General features: G+C 61.8%; 22 protein-coding genes. 15 read left to right on the forward strand and 7 right to left on the reverse strand.

All coding sequences use genetic code 11. The features are described 5' to 3' along the window. Window positions 1-18 precede the first annotated feature (18 nt). Window positions 19-1356, reverse strand: coding sequence for a DEAD/DEAH box helicase (locus tag IGW04_RS12940; RefSeq protein WP_194713499.1), 1338 nt, complete (start codon window positions 1354-1356; stop codon window positions 19-21). Between the two features lie 167 nt (window positions 1357-1523). After that, window positions 1524-2318 carry an inositol monophosphatase family protein gene (locus IGW04_RS12945; protein ID WP_194713500.1) on the reverse strand — a complete coding sequence of 265 codons (795 nt, stop codon included), beginning with the start codon at window positions 2316-2318 and terminating at the stop codon, window positions 1524-1526. Between the two features lie 153 nt (window positions 2319-2471). Here IGW04_RS12945 and IGW04_RS12950 point away from each other — a divergent pair, with 153 nt between their 5' ends. Continuing rightward, the gene (locus IGW04_RS12950) at window positions 2472-3302 is read left to right on the forward strand and encodes an RNA methyltransferase (protein ID WP_194713550.1); all 831 of its coding nucleotides are present in this window, start codon (window positions 2472-2474) and stop codon (window positions 3300-3302) included. Between the two features lie 300 nt (window positions 3303-3602). On the opposite strand, the gene lexA is transcribed toward IGW04_RS12950, so the two are convergent. Further along, window positions 3603-4259, reverse strand: a complete 657-nt coding sequence (lexA, locus tag IGW04_RS12955) for a transcriptional repressor LexA (protein WP_194713501.1) — start codon at window positions 4257-4259, stop codon at window positions 3603-3605. 257 nt (window positions 4260-4516) lie between these two features. Here lexA and rpsF point away from each other — a divergent pair, with 257 nt between their 5' ends. From rpsF to rplI, 4 genes are read left to right on the forward strand one after another with little or no spacing between them, the layout of a single operon-like run. Then, complete coding sequence (rpsF, locus tag IGW04_RS12960; RefSeq protein ID WP_194713502.1) at window positions 4517-4885, forward strand: 30S ribosomal protein S6; 369 nt, start codon at window positions 4517-4519, stop codon at window positions 4883-4885. Window positions 4886-4906: 21 nt separating this feature from the next. After that, complete coding sequence (gene priB / locus IGW04_RS12965; protein ID WP_194713503.1) at window positions 4907-5227, forward strand: primosomal replication protein N; 321 nt, start codon at window positions 4907-4909, stop codon at window positions 5225-5227. Window position 5228: 1 nt separating this feature from the next. Next, window positions 5229-5513, forward strand: coding sequence for a 30S ribosomal protein S18 (rpsR, locus tag IGW04_RS12970; RefSeq protein WP_194713504.1), 285 nt, complete (start codon window positions 5229-5231; stop codon window positions 5511-5513). Window positions 5514-5538: 25 nt separating this feature from the next. After that, window positions 5539-5991: a 50S ribosomal protein L9 gene (gene rplI / locus IGW04_RS12975; RefSeq protein ID WP_194713505.1), complete on the forward strand. Its 453-nt coding sequence runs from the start codon at window positions 5539-5541 to the stop codon at window positions 5989-5991. A 106-nt stretch (window positions 5992-6097) separates the two neighbouring features. On the opposite strand, the gene IGW04_RS12980 is transcribed toward rplI, so the two are convergent. Next, complete coding sequence (locus IGW04_RS12980) at window positions 6098-6541, reverse strand: MarR family winged helix-turn-helix transcriptional regulator (RefSeq protein WP_194713506.1); 444 nt, start codon at window positions 6539-6541, stop codon at window positions 6098-6100. Window positions 6542-6672: 131 nt separating this feature from the next. Between IGW04_RS12980 and IGW04_RS12985 the strand changes: the two genes are divergently transcribed. From IGW04_RS12985 to IGW04_RS12995, 3 genes are all read left to right on the forward strand, one after another. Then, the gene (locus IGW04_RS12985) at window positions 6673-8067 is read left to right on the forward strand and encodes a replicative DNA helicase (protein WP_194713507.1); all 1395 of its coding nucleotides are present in this window, start codon (window positions 6673-6675) and stop codon (window positions 8065-8067) included. A 57-nt stretch (window positions 8068-8124) separates the two neighbouring features. Continuing rightward, window positions 8125-8751 carry a DUF47 domain-containing protein gene (locus IGW04_RS12990; protein WP_194713508.1) on the forward strand — a complete coding sequence of 209 codons (627 nt, stop codon included), beginning with the start codon at window positions 8125-8127 and terminating at the stop codon, window positions 8749-8751. A gap of 91 nt (window positions 8752-8842) precedes the next feature. Beyond that, a complete protein-coding gene (locus IGW04_RS12995) occupies window positions 8843-9850 on the forward strand; it encodes an inorganic phosphate transporter (RefSeq protein ID WP_194713509.1) in 1008 nt (335 codons plus the stop codon). 171 nt (window positions 9851-10021) lie between these two features. Here IGW04_RS12995 and IGW04_RS13000 read toward each other — a convergent pair whose 3' ends face one another. The 3 genes from IGW04_RS13000 to IGW04_RS13010 all read right to left on the reverse strand — a co-directional run bounded on the left by IGW04_RS13000 (window position 10022) and on the right by IGW04_RS13010 (window position 12963). Beyond that, complete coding sequence (locus IGW04_RS13000) at window positions 10022-11680, reverse strand: PhoH family protein (protein ID WP_194713510.1); 1659 nt, start codon at window positions 11678-11680, stop codon at window positions 10022-10024. A gap of 193 nt (window positions 11681-11873) precedes the next feature. After that, the gene (locus tag IGW04_RS13005) at window positions 11874-12350 is read right to left on the reverse strand and encodes a peroxiredoxin (protein ID WP_323744854.1); all 477 of its coding nucleotides are present in this window, start codon (window positions 12348-12350) and stop codon (window positions 11874-11876) included. 229 nt (window positions 12351-12579) lie between these two features. Continuing rightward, on the reverse strand, window positions 12580-12963 hold the full coding sequence (locus IGW04_RS13010) for an Mth938-like domain-containing protein (protein ID WP_194713511.1): 384 nt from the start codon (window positions 12961-12963) through the stop codon (window positions 12580-12582). A gap of 181 nt (window positions 12964-13144) precedes the next feature. Between IGW04_RS13010 and IGW04_RS13015 the strand changes: the two genes are divergently transcribed. The 7 genes from IGW04_RS13015 (at window position 13145) to crcB (ending at window position 19706) form a co-directional block, all read left to right on the forward strand. Then, entirely contained in the window at window positions 13145-14374 is a 1230-nt protein-coding gene (locus IGW04_RS13015) for a pyridoxal phosphate-dependent aminotransferase (protein WP_194713512.1), read from the forward strand. 107 nt (window positions 14375-14481) lie between these two features. After that, on the forward strand, window positions 14482-15792 hold the full coding sequence (locus IGW04_RS13020; RefSeq protein ID WP_194713513.1) for a homoserine dehydrogenase: 1311 nt from the start codon (window positions 14482-14484) through the stop codon (window positions 15790-15792). A 107-nt stretch (window positions 15793-15899) separates the two neighbouring features. Continuing rightward, on the forward strand, window positions 15900-17360 hold the full coding sequence (gene thrC / locus IGW04_RS13025; protein WP_194713514.1) for a threonine synthase: 1461 nt from the start codon (window positions 15900-15902) through the stop codon (window positions 17358-17360). Between the two features lie 9 nt (window positions 17361-17369). Next, window positions 17370-18605, forward strand: coding sequence for a molybdopterin molybdotransferase MoeA (locus tag IGW04_RS13030; protein WP_228527071.1), 1236 nt, complete (start codon window positions 17370-17372; stop codon window positions 18603-18605). Beyond that, window positions 18602-18859 (forward strand): molybdopterin converting factor subunit 1, encoded by a 258-nt coding sequence (gene moaD, locus IGW04_RS13035; protein WP_194713515.1) that lies wholly within the window; start codon window positions 18602-18604, stop codon window positions 18857-18859. The genes IGW04_RS13030 and moaD overlap by 4 nt, the downstream gene beginning before the upstream one ends. Before the next feature lie 14 nt (window positions 18860-18873). Then, a complete protein-coding gene (gene moaE, locus IGW04_RS13040; protein ID WP_194713516.1) occupies window positions 18874-19335 on the forward strand; it encodes a molybdopterin synthase catalytic subunit MoaE in 462 nt (153 codons plus the stop codon). After that, entirely contained in the window at window positions 19332-19706 is a 375-nt protein-coding gene (gene crcB, locus IGW04_RS13045) for a fluoride efflux transporter CrcB (RefSeq protein WP_194713517.1), read from the forward strand. The genes moaE and crcB overlap by 4 nt, the downstream gene beginning before the upstream one ends. The last annotated feature ends 58 nt before the right edge of the window (window positions 19707-19764 follow it).

Genomic DNA, 19764 nt, shown 5'->3' on the forward strand with positions numbered 1-19764 from the left:
GTTTTGCGGCATGAGGGACTAGCCGAACTTGCGTGAGCGGTTGTCGCCGCGCCGGTTTTCCGACCCGGCGCCACGATTGCCCGTGCCGCTGCCGGCTGTCCTGCCCGCCGGTGCCGCCGCTGTCCTTGAGCGTGGCTGGGCATTGGCCCGCGGCGCATTGTTTCTGCCGCCGCCGTTACCGCTGCGCAGCTGGATAGGCTGCGGCCGTGCAGTCGGATCCGGCTCGAAGCCGGCAATCACCTCCCTCGGCAGTTCACGCTTGATCAGGCGCTCGATGTCACGCAGCATGATGTGCTCATCCACGCATACCAGTGAAACCGCTTCGCCGGTGGCGCCTGCGCGACCAGTGCGGCCGATGCGGTGCACATAGTCTTCCGGCACATTCGGCAGATCGTAATTCACCACATGCGGCAACTGATCGATATCGATGCCGCGGGCGGCGATATCGGTCGCTACCAGCACCTGCAGGCTGCCATCCTTGAACTCGGCCAGGGCCCGCGTGCGCGCCGACTGGCTCTTGTTGCCATGGATCGCCATGCCGGTGATGCCATCCTTGCCCAATTGCTCCACCAGCCGATTCGCGCCGTGCTTGGTGCGGGTAAACACCAGTACCTGACGCCAGTCGTGGGCCTTGATCAGATGGGCCAGCAGCGGATGCTTGCGATCGCGGTCCACCGGGTGAATTTTTTGCGCAATGACTTCCACGGTCGAATTGCGGCGCGCCACCTCGATCATCGCCGGAGAATCCAGTAGGCCGTCGGCCAGCGCCTTGATCTCGTCGGAGAAGGTCGCGGAAAACAGCAGGTTCTGGCGCTTCGGCGGCAGCGCGGCCAGCACCTTGCGGATGTCGCGGATGAAGCCCATGTCCAGCATGCGGTCGGCTTCGTCGAGCACCAGGATTTCGATTTTCTTCAGATCGATCGTGCCTTGCTGCATATGGTCCAGCAGGCGGCCGGGGGTGGCAACCAGGATGTCGACGCCCTGTTTCAGCGTCTTGATCTGCGGATGGATGCCGACGCCGCCGAAGATCACGGCCGACGTCAGCTTCAGGTATTTGCCGTAGATGCGCACGCTTTCTTCCACCTGCGCCGCGAGTTCGCGGGTAGGGGTCAGGATCAGCGCGCGAATCGGCCGTGCGGCCGAGGCAGGCTGCGCGCCCGCGCCGGAAAGCCGGTGCAGTATGGGCAGGGTGAAGCCGGCGGTCTTGCCGGTGCCGGTCTGTGCGCCAGCCAGCAGATCGCCGCCGGCGAGGACGGCGGGAATCGCTTGCTTCTGGATGGGGGTGGGGCTGTTGTAACCCTGTTCTGTAACGGCGCGAACGATTGCTTCGGACAAGCCGAGTTCTTTAAATGACATAAAGCTCTATTGGATGGATCGGCCCGCCATGAGCGCCAGTAGCCGGCAGACGGATCGGGAAGTAGGGGTCGGAGTCGACAGCGGCAGCATACTGGCAGTGTGCCGCGGGGCGCAGTATAACAGGCGCGCCAGAGTGGCGCGCCGAAGCCGTGCGTTGGCGTGCTGGATCAGCGGGAGAATTGCGACAGGTGCGCGACCATCTGGGCAAAGATCTTCGGATTGCCGGCGATGATGTCGCCCTTGTACAGATAGTCGGATTCGCCGGCGAAGGTGCCGACGATGCCGCCCGCTTCGGTGATGAGCAGCGATCCCGCGGCGGCGTCCCAGGGCTTCAGGTTTTTTTCGAAGAAACCGTCGAGGCGACCGCAGGCGACATAGGCCAGGTCCAGCGCTGCCGCGCCAGGGCGGCGCAGTCCGGCGGTTTTCTCGGTCATGATCTTGAACATCTTCAGATATTCATCCAGCGCGTCCATGTTGGAAAACGGGAAGCCGGTGCCGACCAGCGCGTCTGCCAGCCTGTCGCGGCGGGTAACGCGGATACGCTTTTCATTCAGGTAGGCGCCAGCGCCCTTGGAAGCGGTGAACAGGTCGTTGCGGCTCGGGTCATAGACCACTGCCTGCGTGATCTGGCCGCGCTGCTGGAGCGCGATGGATACGCAGTACTGGGGAAAGCCATGGATGAAGTTGGTGGTGCCGTCGAGTGGATCGATGATCCACACGTTTTCATTCTCGTCATGCAGGTTGGCCGATGCGCCGGATTCTTCCGCCAGGATCGCATGATCCGGATAGGCGCTACGCAGTACCTCGATGATGGCCTGTTCGGCGGCCTGGTCGACTTCCGTCACGAAGTCGTTGTGGTTTTTCTCCGTGACCTGCAGTCGGTCGAGGTCGAAGGAGGCGCGGTTGATGATGGCGGACGCGCGGCGGGCGGCTTTGACCGCCGTATTGATCATGGGATGCATAGTGGTTCCGTTAAAATGGCGCATGCCTCGTGAGGCAATGGACCGCATGGAAAGAATATTAATGAGCGATGCGGTCCGGTTGGCTCGGTTCGTTCAGCTTGCCAGCTCGTCCGCGAAATTCCCGCTATTTTAAATGAAGCCTTGAAAATCAGTATGTCTCTTTTCCACCGCGTTCGCTTTGTGCTGGTCGAAACCAGTCGTCCGGGCAATATCGGCGCTGCCGCCCGTGCCATGAAAACCATGGGATTCTCCGAACTCGTGCTGGTACGCCCGCGGCGCGACGATGCATTGCAGGAAGTGGAGGCAGTGGCATTCGCCAGCGGCGCCCAGGATATTCTGGCCGGCGCGCGGCTTGTCGAAACGGTCGATGAGGCACTGGCTGGCTGCAATTTTGCAGCCGCGGTCAGCGCCCGCCTGAGGGAATATTCGCCACCGGTGCTCACGCCGCGCGGCATGGCCGCCGATTTGGCGGCGAACGAAGGCCTGCATGCGGCGGTACTGTTCGGCAATGAGCGTTTCGGGTTGCCCAATGAGGTGGTGCAGCGCTGCAATGTGCTGATTAATATCCCGGCCAATCCCGACTATTCGTCGCTCAATCTGGCGCAGGCCGTGCAGGTGCTCGCCTATGAATGCCGGTTGGCCTCGGTTGGCGATGCGTTGCCGGAGGCGGGTGTCGGATTCCGCGGCGAATCGGCGGACAGTGTGCAGATCGACGGCATGTATGGCCATCTGGAACAGGCCTTGATTCATCTGGGTTTCCTGAACCCGGCCAGCCCTAAGAAGCTGATGCCGCGCATCAAGCGCATGTTCGCCCGCGGCGGCCTTGAGACTGAAGAGGTGAATATCCTGCGCGGGATCGCCCGCCAGATCCTGCAGGCCGAGCCAGGAAGGAGAGGGCAGGGAAGGAGCACGCCGGGTGTTGCGCAGCAGGGTGAGGAGCCGGCAAAAGAAGGCGGCGGGCGGCACGAGGGGCAGACGGGGTAATCAACGGGTAGCCGGGAAAGAGCTGCCGGACCGTATCCCGGCGGGATAGCGCGGACATTGGAAAGAGGCCACGAAGACGCCGCATTTCTCGATAGCCTTGCATTGCAGGCTGGATTTGCTACGCAGGCCAGCAGGTTAACTATGAAACGCATGTCAGCCATCTGGCGCGTTATGGAACGGGATCGGTATAACGGCAGATGATTTAACAACCGTTGACCAAGCGCTGGTGCTTCAGCAGCCGGGGCAACCGGAATAAACGGGGCAAGCCAGAAAGCCAGTGCTTGCCCCGAGATTCTTGCCTTAACTCCAGGCGCGCAGCAAACCTACTGCAAGGCCTTCCAGTGCGAATTCTTCACGCCCAGGATGTACCCGTATGGTTTCAAAGTCCGGGTTTTCTGGAAGAAGCTCGATCACCGAGCCAGACTTTTTGTAGCGCTTCACGGTGACATCATCGCCCAGCCGGGCGACGACGATTTCGCCATTCTTGGCGCTGTCCGCCTTCTTTACTGCCAGCAGATCGCCATCCATGATGCCGGCGTCGCGCATCGACATGCCGCGTACTTTCAACAAGTAATCCGGACGGCTGCGGAACAGCGACGGATCGACGCTGTATGTCGCATCAATGTGCTCCTGCGCCAGGATGGGGGAACCTGCCGCCACGCGACCGACCAGAGGCAGGCTCAGATGCATGACTGCCGGGTGCGGCGCCGGAATGATGCCGCGCAAGCCGCTTCTGTCGTGGGAGGCGTCCACCAGGCGGATGCCGCGCGACGTGCCCGGCGATATTTCAATTGCGCCCTTGCGGGCAAGCGCCTGCAGATGTTCTTCAGCAGCATTGGCGGAACGAAAGCCCAGTATCTGGGCAATTTCAGCACGCGTAGGAGGAAAGCCGGTGTTCTCGATGGCATCCTGGATCAGTTTGAGGATCTGTTCCTGGCGGGCGGTAAGTTTAATCATGGAAACACCTGGAATGTAAGAAGCGGGGTGCCGGAATGTAAAGCTGTGTGGAATGACAGCCTGTATTTTTATACAGTGGCTGTGTAAAAGCAAGCGTGTACCCCGTGAATTAAAAGCTTTTAAAGGAAAATATTGCCGCAGCAGTTAATTGGCTTGAGTCGATGCAGGCTTTCTAGTATGATCGCGGGTTTTCCTCTTCCCACACTCGTCTTGACGCCGGGGTGGGCGATTCTTCAATCAGTCCAAAAGGAGTTTTCATGCGTCATTATGAAATCGTATTTATCGTTCACCCGGACCAGAGCGAGCAGGTTCCGGCAATGATCGAGCGTTACAAGGGCATCGTTACCAGCCGCGGCGGTATCGTTCACCGCGTTGAAGACTGGGGCCGTCGCCAGATGGCATACATGATCCAGAAGCTTGCCAAGGCGCACTATGTTTGCCTGAACATCGAATGCGACAGCGAGACCCTGGCCGAAATCGAAACCGGCTTCAAGTTCAACGATGCCGTCCTTCGTCACCTGACCGTCAAGATGAAGCGCGCTGAAACCAGCCCGTCGCCGATGATGAAGGCAGTGCAGAAGGAAGACGCCGCCAAGAGCCACCGCGCTGAAGCCAGCGCTGCCTAAGGCAAGGGATATTCCCGGAGCGTGAACCAGTTTCAGTTTGTTGCAACAATTGCCGAGCGCGAGGTTCTGCGCTACACCCCGGCAGGCATCCCGATCGTCTCCGCCCGTTTGCTGCATGTCTCGCAGCAGACCGAGGCAAGAATAGACAGACGGGTGGAATTCGAAATCGCCGCGGTTGCCGCCGGCGAGATTTCAGGAAGATTCCACAATGCCGACCTGGGCGGAACCTACCGGTTTTCCGGATTTCTCTCTCGCAAGAGTCGCAACAGTAAAAGCCTCGTGTTTCATGTCAGCGATTTCGAGGCAGTCAACCAACACAGTGATATAGATACAGGAGCCTAAAATGGCATTCGGTAAAAAATTCGACAAGAGCAAGCTCAAGGAAAAGCGCAAGCAGCAGAACCCCCTGTTCAAGCGCAAGAAGTTCTGCCGCTTCACCGCCGCCAAGGTCGAGCAGGTGGACTACAAGGACGTAGACACCCTGAAGGACTTCGTCCAGGAAAACGGCAAGATCATGCCGGCACGCCTGACCGGCACCCGTGCCCACTACCAGCGTCAGGTCGACACCGCGATCAAGCGCGCACGCTATCTCGCGCTGCTGCCGTACACCGACCTGCACAACGCGTAATCGACGACTGGAATAGGAGAAAAACATGCAAGTCATTCTGTTGGATAAAGTCGTCAATCTGGGCAATCTGGGCGATGTCGTTCGCGTCAAGGACGGTTACGCCCGTAACTTCCTGATCCCTAACCGCATGGCGCGCCGTGCAACCCAGGCCGCCGTGGCTGAATTCGAAGTCAAGCGCGCTGACCTGGAAAAGGCTGCCGCCGAGAAGCTGGCCGCTGCCCAGGCCCAAGGCGAAAAGATGAACGGCCTGACCGTTCAGATTTCGCAAAAGGCTGGCGTTGATGGCCGCCTGTTCGGTTCCGTCACCAATGCAGACGTTGCCGAAGCACTGAGCAAGCAGGGCTTTGCCGTTGAAAAGGCGCAGGTTCGCATGCCGCAAGGTCCGATCAAGACCACCGGCGAGCATCCTGTCAGCGTTTCGCTGCACACCGACGTCGCTGTGGAACTGACCGTTGCAGTGCAGGGCGAGCACGCCTGATAGTCGGATTCTGATCCGATGAAAAATGCCGGGGATTCCCGGCATTTTTTTTGCGCGTTAGGCTTGTCGTGCTGCCGTCCACCGCGGTGGCGCTGCGCCGGCCCAGTCAGCTGTTGCCTATCATCCGCCGCAGGAAGATCTTGAATTGCGCGACTTCCTCGGGCGTGAAGTCGCGCAGGTGATGGTTCAGCGCGTTGATGGCCACCAGCGTCATCTGGTCGGCAAGGCTCTTGCCCTTGTCCGTCAGGCTTACCTGCACCATGCGGCGGTCGGCATGGCTGCGCAGGCGCCGTATGAAACCCTTTTCTTCCAGCCGATCCAGCGCACGCGTCATCGCGCCTGTATCGATGGCCATTTCCCGTGCCAGGTCGGCTGCAGTATCTGCATGGCCGTGCAGCAGGCGCAGAAAAATGCCGAGCTGGGCATGCGTCATGTCGAACTCGGCAAGCGCGCGGTCTATCGTCGTGCTCAATTGGCCGCCGGCGCGTTTGAGCAGATAGCCGATGCTCTCATCCGGGGTGTAGTTGTCCAGTCGGTAAGGTTGGCTCATGGGCGGCGTCGAGTGAAGGGAGCAGCCAATGTAAACAGGGCTCATCCAATTATCAAGTGCCGTATCGCACAGTAAACAGTTCGGTCAGCGAATTTTTAGCCTGCTGCTTTGGCCAGCGGCGAGCAGGTATAATGCGCGCCATGAATAGCCGTCCCGATCCGCAAGTCGATTCCCTACGCGTCCCACCACACTCCATCGAAGCAGAACAGTCCGTGCTGGGCGGCCTGCTTCTGGATAATGCTGCCTGGGACCGCATCGCCGATTTCGTTAGCCAGGAAGATTTTTATCGGTTCGATCACCGCTTGATCTTCCAACATATTGTCAAATTAATCAACAACTCCCGTCCGGCGGACGTGATTACCGTTTATGAAGCGCTGTCCTCTTCCGGCAAGGCCGAGGAGGTCGGCGGCCTCAGCTATCTGAATGCGCTGGCGCAAAACACGCCATCTGCCGCCAATATCCGCCGTTATGCCGAGATCGTGCGCGACCGCGGCGTGCTGCGCAAATTGATCACGGTCGCGGACGAAATTTCCGGTGACGCCTTCAACCCGCAGGGCAAGGAAGTCAAGCACATGCTGGACGAGGCGGAGTCCAAGATCTTCGCCATTGCCGAAGAGGGTGCGCGCGGCGCCCAGGGCTTCCAGGAAATCCAGCCGCTGCTGACCCAGGTCGTCGAACGCATCGACGAACTCTACAACCGCGACAGCCAGAACGACATCACCGGCGTGCCAACCGGTTTTGTCGACCTGGATCGCATGACGTCCGGCCTGCAGCCGGGCGACCTTGTCATCGTCGCCGGCCGTCCGTCGATGGGCAAGACGGCATTCTCGATCAACATCGGCGAAAACGTGGCGATCGACAGCGGCCTGCCGGTGGCCGTGTTCTCGATGGAGATGGGCGGCGCACAGCTGGCCATGCGTATGCTGGGCTCGGTGGGCAAGCTCGACCAGCACAGGCTGCGCACCGGCCGGCTGGCCGATGAGGACTGGCCGCGCCTGACCCATGCGATCCAGAAAATGAACGATGCCCAGCTCTACATAGACGAGACGCCGGCGCTGAGTTCGATCGAGTTGCGCGCCCGTTCGCGTCGCCTGTCGCGGCAGTGCGGCAAGCTGGGCCTGATCATCGTCGACTACCTGCAGCTGATGTCGGCCAACTCGGCCGGCGAAAACCGGGCAACGGAAATTTCGGAAATCTCGCGTAACCTGAAGGGCCTGGCCAAGGAGCTCAACTGCCCGGTCATTGCGCTGTCGCAGCTGAACCGGTCGCTGGAACAACGGCCGAACAAGCGCCCGGTGATGTCCGACCTGCGCGAATCCGGCGCTATCGAGCAGGACGCCGACGTCATCCTGTTCATTTATCGTGACGAAGTGTATAACCCCGATTCCCAGGACAAGGGCACTGCCGAGATCATCATCGGCAAGCAGCGTAACGGCCCCATCGGGGCGGTTCGGCTGACCTTCCTTGGCCAGTTCACCAAGTTTGACAACTACGTTGGCAATGCACCGATGTACAGCAGCGAATAAGCGCTGTTCTCGCCAACGCAAGGACGCTGTCACCCCTTTTTATCTGGAGAAACAATCATGTTTGGACGTCTGATGCCCAACGAGGGTAAATTTTTCGAGCTGTTCATTCAGCATGCCGACCTGTGCGTCAAGGGCGCGCGCGAGATGGTGGCGCTGATGACGAGTTTCGATGATCTGGAAAACCGGGTGCATGCCATCGAAGGCATCGAGAAGCAGGCTGACAAGGTCACCCACAACACGCTGGAAATGCTGCACAAGACCTTCATCACGCCGCTGGACCGCGACGACATCCATCAGCTGATTACCCGCATGGACGACATCCTCGACCTGCTCGAAGACGCGGCGCAGACGATCTCCCTGTACGACATCAAGAACACCACGCCGGAAGCCAAGCGCCTCGCCGAACTGTGCCTGGCCTGCACGGAAAAGGTCCGCGCCGGCGTCGCGCTGCTGCACAACATGGACAATTCGCGCGAGATTCTCGCCATCTGCGCCGAGATCGATCGCCTGGAGTCGGACGCCGATCATGTGATGCGCGCCGCCATGTCCAAGCTGTTCCGCGACGAGCCTGACGTTCGCAACCTGATCAAGCTCAAGGCCATATACGAGATCCTCGAAACCGTGACCGACCGCTGCGAGGACGTGGCCAATATCCTGGAAGGCATCATCGTCGAAAACGCCTGACGTTTTCCGGTGCCGGCGGCTGCATGCCGCCTTCTCTGGCGTGCGCCATCCCCTGGCGCCTGCCTGCCTCAATAGAATCCCAAGAACAATTATGCAAACTCTACAGATCAGCATTTATGCTCTCGCATTCCTCGTTGCGCTGGCGCTGATATTCGATTTCATGAACGGCTTCCATGATGCCGCCAATGCGATCGCAACCGTGGTATCGACTGGCGTGCTCAAGCCGCAGGCCGCCGTGGCCCTGGCCGCCGCCTTCAACTTCGTGGCTATTCTCGTGTTCCAGCTGAAAGTGGCGACGACAGTAGGGAAGGGCACGATCGATCCGGCCGTGGTCGACCATTACGTTGTGTTCGGCGCGCTGGTAGGCGCCATCGTCTGGAATCTGATTACCTGGTATTACGGCATTCCTTCATCCTCGTCGCATGCGCTGATCGGCGGCCTGGTGGGCGCCGCGGTTGCAAAGGCCGGCACTGGCTCGCTGATTGCCGGCGGCCTGCTCAAGACCATCCTGTTCATCGTGCTGTCGCCGCTGCTGGGCTTCATCTTCGGCTCGCTGATGATGGTGCTGGTGTCCTGGGTGTTCGTGCGCTCGACGCCGCGTCGCGTCGACAAGTGGTTCCGTCGCATGCAGCTGGTCTCGGCTTCGATGTACAGCCTGGGCCATGGCGGCAACGACGCGCAAAAGACCATGGGCATCATCTGGATGCTGCTGATCGCAGCCGGCGCCTCGTCGCCCAATGAGCATTTGCCATGGTGGGTCGTGATCTCCTGCTACACCGCCATCAGCCTGGGCACGCTGTTCGGCGGCTGGCGCATCGTCAAGACCATGGGCCAGAAAATCACCAAGTTGAAGCCTGTCGGCGGCTTTTGCGCCGAGACGGGCGGCGCGATCACGCTGTTCCTTGCAACCGCGATGGGCGTGCCCGTGTCGACCACCCACACCATTACCGGCGCTATCGTCGGCGTTGGCGCTTCCAGGAAGATGTCGGCGGTGCGCTGGGGGGTGGCCGGCAACATCGTCTGGGCCTGGATCTTCACGATCCCGGCTTCGGCCTTCATGGCGGCGATTGCATGGTGGATAGGCACGCTGATTCTCTAACCCAGGCGTGCGCGGGGAACGCATGGCGACGCGGTGCTGTCGTCTGCAATGACCTGGAAACCGCAGCCCTGAAAAAAGAACCGGGCCGGCGAATCGCATTCGCCGGCCCGGTTGTCGTTGAGTGACGTGTAAGGTCGTCTCTATGCGGGTATCGGCCCGCTTCCCCTGCTGTTACAACACCTCGCTTGCATGGTCTGCCAGGCGCGACCGCTCGCCGCGCGCCAGCGTCACATGGCCGCCATGCGACCAGCCCTTGAAGCGGTCCACCACATAGGTCAGCCCGCTGGAGCCTTCTGTCAGATAAGGTGTATCGATCTGCGCGATGTTACCCAGGCAGACGATCTTGGTGCCGGGGCCCGCGCGGGTCATCAGGGTCTTCATCTGCTTGGGCGTCAGGTTCTGCGCTTCGTCGATGATCAGGTACTTGTTGACGAAAGTGCGGCCGCGCATGAAGTTGAGCGACTTGATCTTGATGCGTGAACGGATCAGGTCCTGGGTGGCGGCGCGGCCCCATTCGCCGGCATCGTTGTCCGACTTGTTGAGCACTTCCAGGTTGTCGTCGAAGGCGCCCATCCAGGGCGACATCTTCTCTTCCTCTGTGCCGGGCAGGAAGCCGATGTCTTCGCCGACCGGCACCGTGACCCTGGTCACGATGATTTCGTTATAGGTCTTGGTCTCCAGCACCTGCGTCAGGCCGGCGGCCAATGCCAGCAGGGTCTTGCCGGTGCCGGCCTGTCCGAGCAGCGAGACGAAATCGCATTCCGGATCCATCAGCAGGTTCAGCGCGAAGTTCTGCTCGCGGTTGCGCGCAGTGATGCCCCAGACGCTGTTCTTGTTGTGGCTGTAGTCGCGCAAGGTGCGGATGACGGCGGTCTTGCCATTGATCTGCGTGACAGTGCCATAGAACGATGCCTCGCCATTGCTGGGTTCCATGTAGACGAACTGGTTGACCAGCATCGCCGGCACCAGCGGCCCGGTCAGCCTGTAATAGGTATAGCCGGTGCCGTTCTTGCTCTCCTGCCAGGACTCCATGCCCTTGCCATGCTTGGTCCAGAAGTCGTCCGGCAACTGCAGGATGCCCGAGTACAGCAGGTCGGTGTCTTCCAGCACATGGTCGTTGAAATACTCTTCCGCCGGCAGGCCCATCGCACGCGCCTTGATGCGCATGTTGATGTCCTTGGACACCAGCACGATTGCGCGTCCCGGATACTGCGCTTCGAGCGCGCGCACCACGCCCAGGATCTGGTTGTCGGCCTTGCCCACCGGCAGGCCTTCAGGCAGCTCGATATTCTGCAGCTTGGTCTGGAAGTACAGGCGGCCGCGGGCATCCTTGTTGCCCAGCTTGGCCAGCGGGATGCCATCATCGATCGCATTGTCATCGATGTCGGCAACCAGCGCGTCGAGAGAGCGCGATACCTGCCGGGCGTTGCGCGCCACCTCGGACATGCCCTTCTTGTGGTTGTCCAGTTCTTCCAGCGTCATCATCGGCAGATAGACATCATGTTCCTCGAAGCGGAACAGCGAGGTCGGATCATGCATCAGCACATTGGTGTCGAGCACGAACAGCTTGGTGCTGCCAGCCTTGTCGGCGGCGCGGCTGGTGCTGGACTTGGCGCGGGTTTCGACCGCCTTCAATACCTTCGGGCGCGATTTGGCGGCGGGTTCGGGCAGCTTGGCGCGGGTGACGGGAGCCGGTTCCGGCTGGGCAGGCGTGGCGGCAGGTTCAAGCAGCTTGATCGATGGCTTGACGGTCTTGCCTTTTTCCGCCTTGGGATAGTCGCTCGGGGATAGCAGCGTTGCAGGCTTGGTCGGTAGTTTCGGAAGGGGCATCAGGACCTCAATCTAGGATGTCCGCAGCCCGTCGGCCGGGTGGGCGGACGGACAGGAGGGACGGTTGGCGGGGTAGTGCATGGAATGGCTGCGGTACCGCAGAATGCAAAAAGCCGTTTTGGAAAAGGAAGGGTCCTTTTCTTCAAACGGCTCTGGACTGAGGTTTCTTTTAGGCTTCAACGTATCGAGCGAATTAATGGATAGCCTTCACGAATTCGAGCACTTCATCAACATGCCCGGGCACTTTCACTCCACGCCATTCTTTCACTAATCGCCCGGAAGCGTCAATGATGAATGTGCTGCGATCAATGCCCCGCACGGCTTTTCCATACATGGTTTTGCTTCTGATCACGTTGAACAGATTGCAGACGGCTTCAGCGGGATCCGAAATCAGCTGGAAGGGCATCGCAAGCTTGCTGCGAAAGCTTTCATGGGAGCGCAGGCTGTCGCGGCTGACGCCGAAGATCTCGGCATTGGCCTGTTGAAACTCCGGATACAGTTCGCGAAAGCGGATGCCTTCCGTCGTGCAGCCTGGCGTATTGTCCTTTGGATAGAAGTACAGAACGATGTTCTTGCCCCGATAGTCTGCAAGGTGAAAAGTCTGTCCGCTGGTCATGTCGGCAGAAAAATCAGGCACGATATCGTGCAGCGCAGGTGGGCTCTCTACCACAGTGTTCTCCTGTTGTTACGTCGATGTTTGCCGGCCAATGGGTGCCGGTCAAAGCCATAGAGCGGGCCGGCACGGAGAACGTTCACCGCTCGGGCGATCGTCGCCGGGTGGCGCCTGCCCGGGAATGCAGGCCATGTTGGGCCGGATTTCCGGGTTTCAAGTTCAACATCGTTCAGGCGATCCGGCATTCATCAGGACCCGGACGAACCTGTGCAACCGGTCGGGATTCTCAGCCCTGCGACGTTTCCAGGATCAGGGCCAGCGCCACTTTACGGCCCTCGGCCATAAGGATGTTGTAAGTCCGGCATGCCGCCTGGTTATCCATGGTTTCGACGCCCACCCGGCGCGCATTGAGCGACACGATCAGTTTCGGATGGATGAAGCGCTGGCGGGCGCCGGTGCCCAGGATCACGACATCGGGCGAGAGGGCGTCGATGCGCTTGAAGTCCTCGGAGGTGAGGGCATCGAAGGACGTGACCGGCCAATCGACCGGCGCCATTTCAGGCATCACGACCAGGCTGCTGCGAAATTGGACCGCATTGATCTCGACGCCGTGCTCGTCGTAGGCAGTGACGGTCTGGTATTGCTGGGTGGAGGTGGCGTGTAGCTTCATGAGATGAATCGGCCGGCCATGTCGAACACCGGCACACAGGCGGAAATGAGGGGCATTGTAACGGTTTTCGATCTTCGGACTTTCGGTATCGATTGATAAAACCAGTTGCTTTCGGCAAAATGGCCCTTTTATCGCGGCGCAGCAATCAGCCTGACCGCCTCACATTTCAAGGAAGCGCCCCGTGCGACCGATTCAGAAATCCAGGAAACTGGCAGACGTCTGTTACGACATCCGTGGTCCCGTGCTGGAAAAGGCACGTCAGATGGAAGAGGATGGTCACAAGATCATCAAGCTCAACATCGGCAACCTGGCCGCCTTCGGATTCGACGCGCCGGACGAGATCGTGCAGGACATGATCCGCAACATGGGCAACGCTTCCGGCTACACCGATTCCAAGGGCCTGTTCGCGCCGCGCAAGGCGGTGATGCATTACACCCAGCAGAAGAACATCGGCGGCGTGACCATCGACGACATCTATTTGGGCAATGGCGCCTCCGAGCTGATCGTGATGAGCATGAATGCGCTGCTCAACACCGGCGACGAAGTGCTGGTGCCGGCGCCCGACTATCCGCTGTGGACCGCGGCGGTCAGCCTATCCGGCGGCACGCCCGTCCACTACGTCTGCGACGAGCAGTCGGAGTGGATGCCCGACATCGAGGACATCAAGAAGAAGATCACCCCCAATACCCGGGCCATCGTGGTGATCAATCCGAATAACCCGACCGGCGCGCTGTACTCCGTCGACCTGCTGAAGGAAATCGTCGAACTGGCGCGCAAGCACCAGCTGGTGGTGTTTGCCGACGAGATCTATGACAAGGTCCTGTACGACGGCAATACCCATACCTCGCTGGCCTCGCTGGCCGACGACGTGCTGTTCATCACCCTGAACGGCTTGTCGAAGAATTACCGCTCCTGCGGCTACCGCGCCGGCTGGATGGTGGTGTCGGGCGAGAAGAAGCATGCGAAGGACTACATCGAGGGCCTGAACATGCTGGCCTCGATGCGGCTGTGCGCGAACGCGCCTGGCCAGTTCGCGATCCAGACCGCGCTCGGCGGCTATCAGAGCATCGACGACCTGGTGCGTCCGGGCGGCCGGCTGCTGCGCCAGCGCGACCTGGCGCACAAGCTCCTGACCGACATCCCCGGCGTTACCTGCGTCAAGCCGAAGTCGGCGCTGTACATGTTCCCGCGGCTCGATCCGAAGATGTACCCGATCGCGGACGACCAGCAATTCGCCTATGAGCTGCTGGCGGAAGAGCGGGTGCTGATCGTGCAGGGCACCGGCTTCAATTGCCCGACAACGGACCATTTCCGCGTCGTGTTCCTGCCCAATACCGACGACCTGACCGAAGCAATCGGCCGCATTGCGCGCTTCCTCGACGGCTACCGGCGGCGTCACAGCATCGCGTAACAAGCGCAGAGGCAAAGGCGGACCGGCGGTCCGCATGCCTCGGGCAGCCGGCCGATGCCGGCGCCATTCCCATCCCCAATCATTTGTCACCAGAGTCCGGAATCACCATGAAACCCATCAAAGTAGGCTTGTTAGGCATAGGCACCGTCGGCGGCGGCACCTTTGACGTCCTCAAACGCAATCAGGAAGAGATTCGCCGCCGCGCCGGCCGCGGCATCGAGATTGTGATGGTGGCGGACCTGAACACGGCCCGCGCCACCGAGCTGACCCATGGCCAGTGCGAAGTGGTCGATGATGCGAACCTGGTGGTGAACCATCCCGACATCGACATCGTGGTCGAGCTGATCGGCGGCTATGGCATTGCCAAGGAACTGGTGTTGAAGGCCATTGCCAACGGCAAGCACGTGGTCACGGCCAACAAGGCGCTGCTGGCCATCCACGGCACCGAGATCTTCCGCGCAGCTCAGGACAAGGGCGTGATGGTTGCCTTCGAAGCGGCAGTGGCCGGCGGCATTCCCATCATCAAGGCCTTGCGCGAAGGCCTGTCGGCCAACCGCATCGAATGGGTGGCCGGCATCATCAACGGCACCACCAACTTCATCCTGTCCGAGATGCGCGACAAGGGCCTGGATTTCGACACCGTGCTGAAGGAAGCGCAGCGCCTGGGCTATGCCGAAGCCGATCCCACCTTCGACATCGAAGGCGTGGACGCGGCCCACAAGGCCACGCTGATGTCGGCGATTGCCTTCGGCATCCCTGTGCAGTTCGAGAAAGCGCATGTGGAAGGCATCACCAAGCTCAGCGCCACCGACATCCGCTATGCCGAGCAACTGGGCTACCGCATCAAGCTGCTGGGCATCGCCCGCCGCACCGACGCCGGCATCGAGCTGCGGGTGCATCCGACGCTGATCCCGTCCAAGCGCCTGATCGCCAATGTCGAAGGCGCGATGAACGCGGTGCTGGTGCAGGGCGACGCGGTGGGCGCGACGCTCTACTACGGCAAGGGCGCCGGCGCCGAGCCGACCGCCTCGGCCGTGATCGCCGACCTGGTCGACATCGCCCGCCTGGCCACCGCTGACCCCGGTCACCGAGTGCCGCACCTGGCGTTCCAGCCGGACGCGATGTCGGACACGCCGGTGCTGCCGATGTCGGAAGTCACCACCAGCTACTACCTGCGCATCTGCGTGGCCGACAAGCTCGGCGTGCTGGCCGACATCACCCGCATCCTGGCCGATGCCACCATCTCGATCGATGCGATGCTGCAGAAGGAGCCGGGCGAGGGCGAGACCCAGACCGACATCATCCTGCTGACGCACCAGACCCAGGAAAAGCATGTCGATGCGGCGATTGCCCGCATCGAGGCGCTGCCGACGGTGGAAGGCCGGGTCACCCGGATCAGGCTCGAGCAACTGGCCTGAGTCCGCGCGGCATGGCCGCGCATGCTGCCGTCCCGGCCTTGCCCCGCGTCCGCCGGGGCAAGGCCTTATAATTCGCCATCCCCACGTCACACGCCACCAGACAGCCGATGCATTACATCTCCACCCGCGGCCATGCCGCAGCCCAGAACTTTTCCGAAATCCTGCTGGCCGGCCTGGCGCCTGACGGTGGCCTGTACCTGCCGGATGCCTATCCGCAAGTCAGCGGCGCCGAACTCGATGCCTGGCGCAAGCTGTCATATGCCGACCTCGCCTTCGAGATCCTGTCGCGCTTCGCCACCGATATCCCGGCCGAGGACCTGCGCGCGCTGGTGAGGAAAACCTATTCCGCCGAGGTGTACTGCAACGGCCGCGAGGGCGAGGATGCCGCGCTGATCACGCCGCTGTGCACGCTGGAGGAAAAGGATGGCGGCAAGCTGATGCTGCAGGCGCTGTCCAATGGTCCGACGCTGGCCTTCAAGGACATGGCCATGCAGCTCCTGGGCAACCTGTTCGAATACACCCTGCGCCGCCAGGATGCCGAGCTCAACATCCTCGGTGCCACCTCGGGCGACACCGGCAGCGCGGCCGAATATGCAATGCGCGGCAAGAAGGGCATACGGGTATTCATGCTGTCGCCGCACCGCAAGATGAGCGCCTTCCAGACCGCGCAGATGTTCAGCCTGCAGGACGAGAACATCTTCAACATCGCGGTCGAAGGCGTGTTCGACGATTGCCAGGACATGGTCAAGGCGGTGTCGAATGATCTGGCCTACAAGGGCGCGCAGAAGATCGGCACGGTCAATTCGATCAACTGGGCGCGCGTCGTGGCCCAGGTGGTGTACTACTTCCGCGGCTACCTGCTGGCGACCACATCGAACGAGCAGAAGGTGTCGTTCACCGTGCCATCCGGGAATTTCGGCAACGTCTGCGCCGGACACATCGCGCGCATGATGGGCCTGCCGATCGACCAGCTGGTGGTGGCCACCAACGAGAACGATGTGCTGGATGAATTCTTCCGCACCGGCATCTACCGGGTGCGCAAGTCATCCGAGACCTATCACACCACCAGCCCCAGCATGGACATCAGCAAGGCGTCCAACTTCGAGCGCTTTATCTACGACCTGCTGGGCCGCGATGGCGAGCGGGTGGCGGCGCTGTTCCGGAAGGTCGAGACCCATGGCGGCTTCGACCTGTCGGGCGGCCCTGGCAGCGACGGCGATGAATTCGCCAAAGTGGCGCAGTACGGCTTCGTGTCCGGCAAGTCCATCCACCAGGACAGGCTGGCGACGATACGCGACGTGCATGCGCGTTACGGCTTGACCATCGACACCCATACCGCCGACGGCGTGAAGGTGGCGCGGGAGTGCATCAAGCCGGGCGTGCCGATGATCGTGCTCGAGACCGCGCTGCCGGCCAAGTTCAACGAGACCATCCAGGAAGCGCTGGGCCATGACGCCGAGCGGCCGCACGGCTTCGAGAACATCGAGTCGCTGCCGCAGCGCTTCGTGGTAATGCCGGCCGACGCGGCCCAGGTCAAGCAGTACATCGCAGTCCATACCGGACTCTAGGAAGCGACCATGAATGCCAGACCCATGCTGACCGTGCGCGAGGCGCTCGACTTTCTGATGGGCGCGGCGCGCCCGCTGACCGACACCGAAACCGTGTCCACGCTGCAGGCCAACGGCCGCGTGCTGGCGGCCGACCAGTACTCGCAGCTCGACGTGCCGCCGGCCGACAATACCCAGATGGACGGCTATGCGGTGCGCGCCGCCGACTGCGCCAGCGGCGCGGCGCGGCTGCCGGTATCGCAGCGCATCCCGGCCGGCCATGTCGGCCAGCCATTGCAGCCCGGCACCGCTGCCCGTATCTTCACCGGCGCGATGATTCCGCCCGGCGCCGATGCGGTGGTGATGCAGGAAGCCTGCGAAGTTGACGGCGATCTGGTGCAGGTCAATGCGGCGCCGCAGGCCGGCGCCTGGATCCGCCGCGCCGGCGAGGACATCCGCGCCGGCAGCGTGATCCTGCCGGCCGGCACGCTGCTGCGGGCGCAGGAATTGGGCCTGGCGGCCTCGGTCGGCCTGGCCGAACTGCCGGTGCTGCGCCGGCCGCGGGTTGCGGTGTTCTTCACCGGCGACGAACTGGCGATGCCGGGCGAGCCGCTGGCGCCGGGCGCGATCTACAATTCCAACCGCTACACATTGCGCGGCCTGCTGGAGAATCTCGGCTGCGACATCACCGACTACGGCATCGTGCCGGATACGCTGCAGGCTACCCGCGATACCCTGCGTGCCGCCGCCGCGGGGCATGACCTGATCATCACCTCCGGCGGCGTGTCGGTCGGCGAGGAAGACCATATCAAGCCGGCGGTGGAAGCCGAAGGCAGGCTCAACATGTGGCAGATCGCGGTCAAGCCGGGCAAGCCGCTGGCCTTTGGCGAAGTCAGCCGCAACGGCAACAACGGTGACAGCGCCTTCTTCCTCGGCCTGCCGGGCAATCCGGTGTCCTCCTTCGTGACCTTCCTGCTGTTCGTTCGGCCCTTCATCCGGCGCCTGGCCGGCATGGCCGACGCAGCGCCGGCCGGCTTCATGCTGCGCGCCGACTTCGCCTGGCCCAAGGCCGACCGCCGCAATGAATTCCTGCGCGCCCGCGTCAATGCCGGCGGCGGCCTGGACCTGTTCCCCAACCAGGGCTCGGGCGTGCTGACCTCCACCGTCTGGGGTGAGGGCCTGATCGACAATCCACCCGGCCAGACCATTGCGCCCGGCGACCTGGTGCGCTTCCTTCCGTTCAACCAGATGCTCTACCTGTCATGAAGATACAGTTGCGCTTTTTTGCCAGCATCCGCGAAGCGCTGGGGACGTCGCAGGAAACGCTGGAACTGCCGCAGGCGGTCGATACCGTGGGCGCATTGCGCAGCCATCTGCGCGAGCGCGGCGAAGCCTGGACGGCGGCGCTCGCGCCAGGCCGCGCGCTGCGCATGGCCTGCAACCAGCAGATGGCGGACGAGGCCACGCCGCTCTCCGAAGGCTGTGAAGTGGCTTTCTTTCCGCCGGTAACCGGCGGCTGAAGCGGGAGCCAATCATGCCAGTACGCGTGCAGACCGAGGATTTTGATCTATCCACCGAGGTGCGCCAGTTGCGCGCAGGCCGGCCCGACGTGGGCGCGGTAGCCACCTTCACTGGCACCGTGCGCGATATCAATGAAGGCGCCAGCGTCGCCGAGATGGAGCTGGAGCATTATCCCGGCATGACCGAGAAGGCGCTGGAAGATATCGTCGCGCGCGCCGCGGCGCGTTTCAATTTGGCCGATGCGCTGGTGATCCATCGCGTCGGCCCCTTGCTGCCGCAGGAGCAGATCGTGCTGGTGGTGACCCTGTCCGCCCATCGCGGCGAGGCGTTTGCCGCCTGCGAATTCATCATGGATTACCTCAAAAGCGAAGCGCCGTTCTGGAAAAAGGAGCAGACGCCCGAAGGCGCGCGCTGGGTGGATGCCCGCAGCAGCGACGAAGCCGCACTGCGCAGGTGGTCGGAGCCGGCCGCGTGAGCTGGCTTGCGGTCGGAATGGGCGCCGCGCTCGGCGCCTGGCTGCGCTGGCTGCTCGGCATTGCGCTCAATACCGCGCATGCGATCCTGCCTTACGGCACGCTGGTGGCCAACCTGGCCGGCGGTTTCCTGATCGGGATCGCCGTCGCGTTCTTCGAGCGCTTCCCCGGCTTGCCGATTGAATGGCGGCTGTTCGCCATCACCGGTTTCCTCGGCGGCCTCACCACCTTTTCCACCTTCTCCGCCGAATCGATGATCCTGCTCCAGCGCGGCCAGTACGGCTGGGCGCTGGGTCACATTGCGCTCCATCTGGTCGGCTCGATCGCCTGCTGCATCGCCGGCTTCGGCGCCTACCGCGCACTGGCGGGCTGAATCCGCAGGGCATCGCCCCTGTCGTTGCAGCCTGTTTCCCGCTTCCCGATTTCTCTTT

This window comes from Noviherbaspirillum soli (assembly GCF_015352955.1).
GTDB classification, from domain to species: Bacteria; Pseudomonadota; Gammaproteobacteria; order Burkholderiales; family Burkholderiaceae_D; genus Noviherbaspirillum_A; species Noviherbaspirillum_A soli.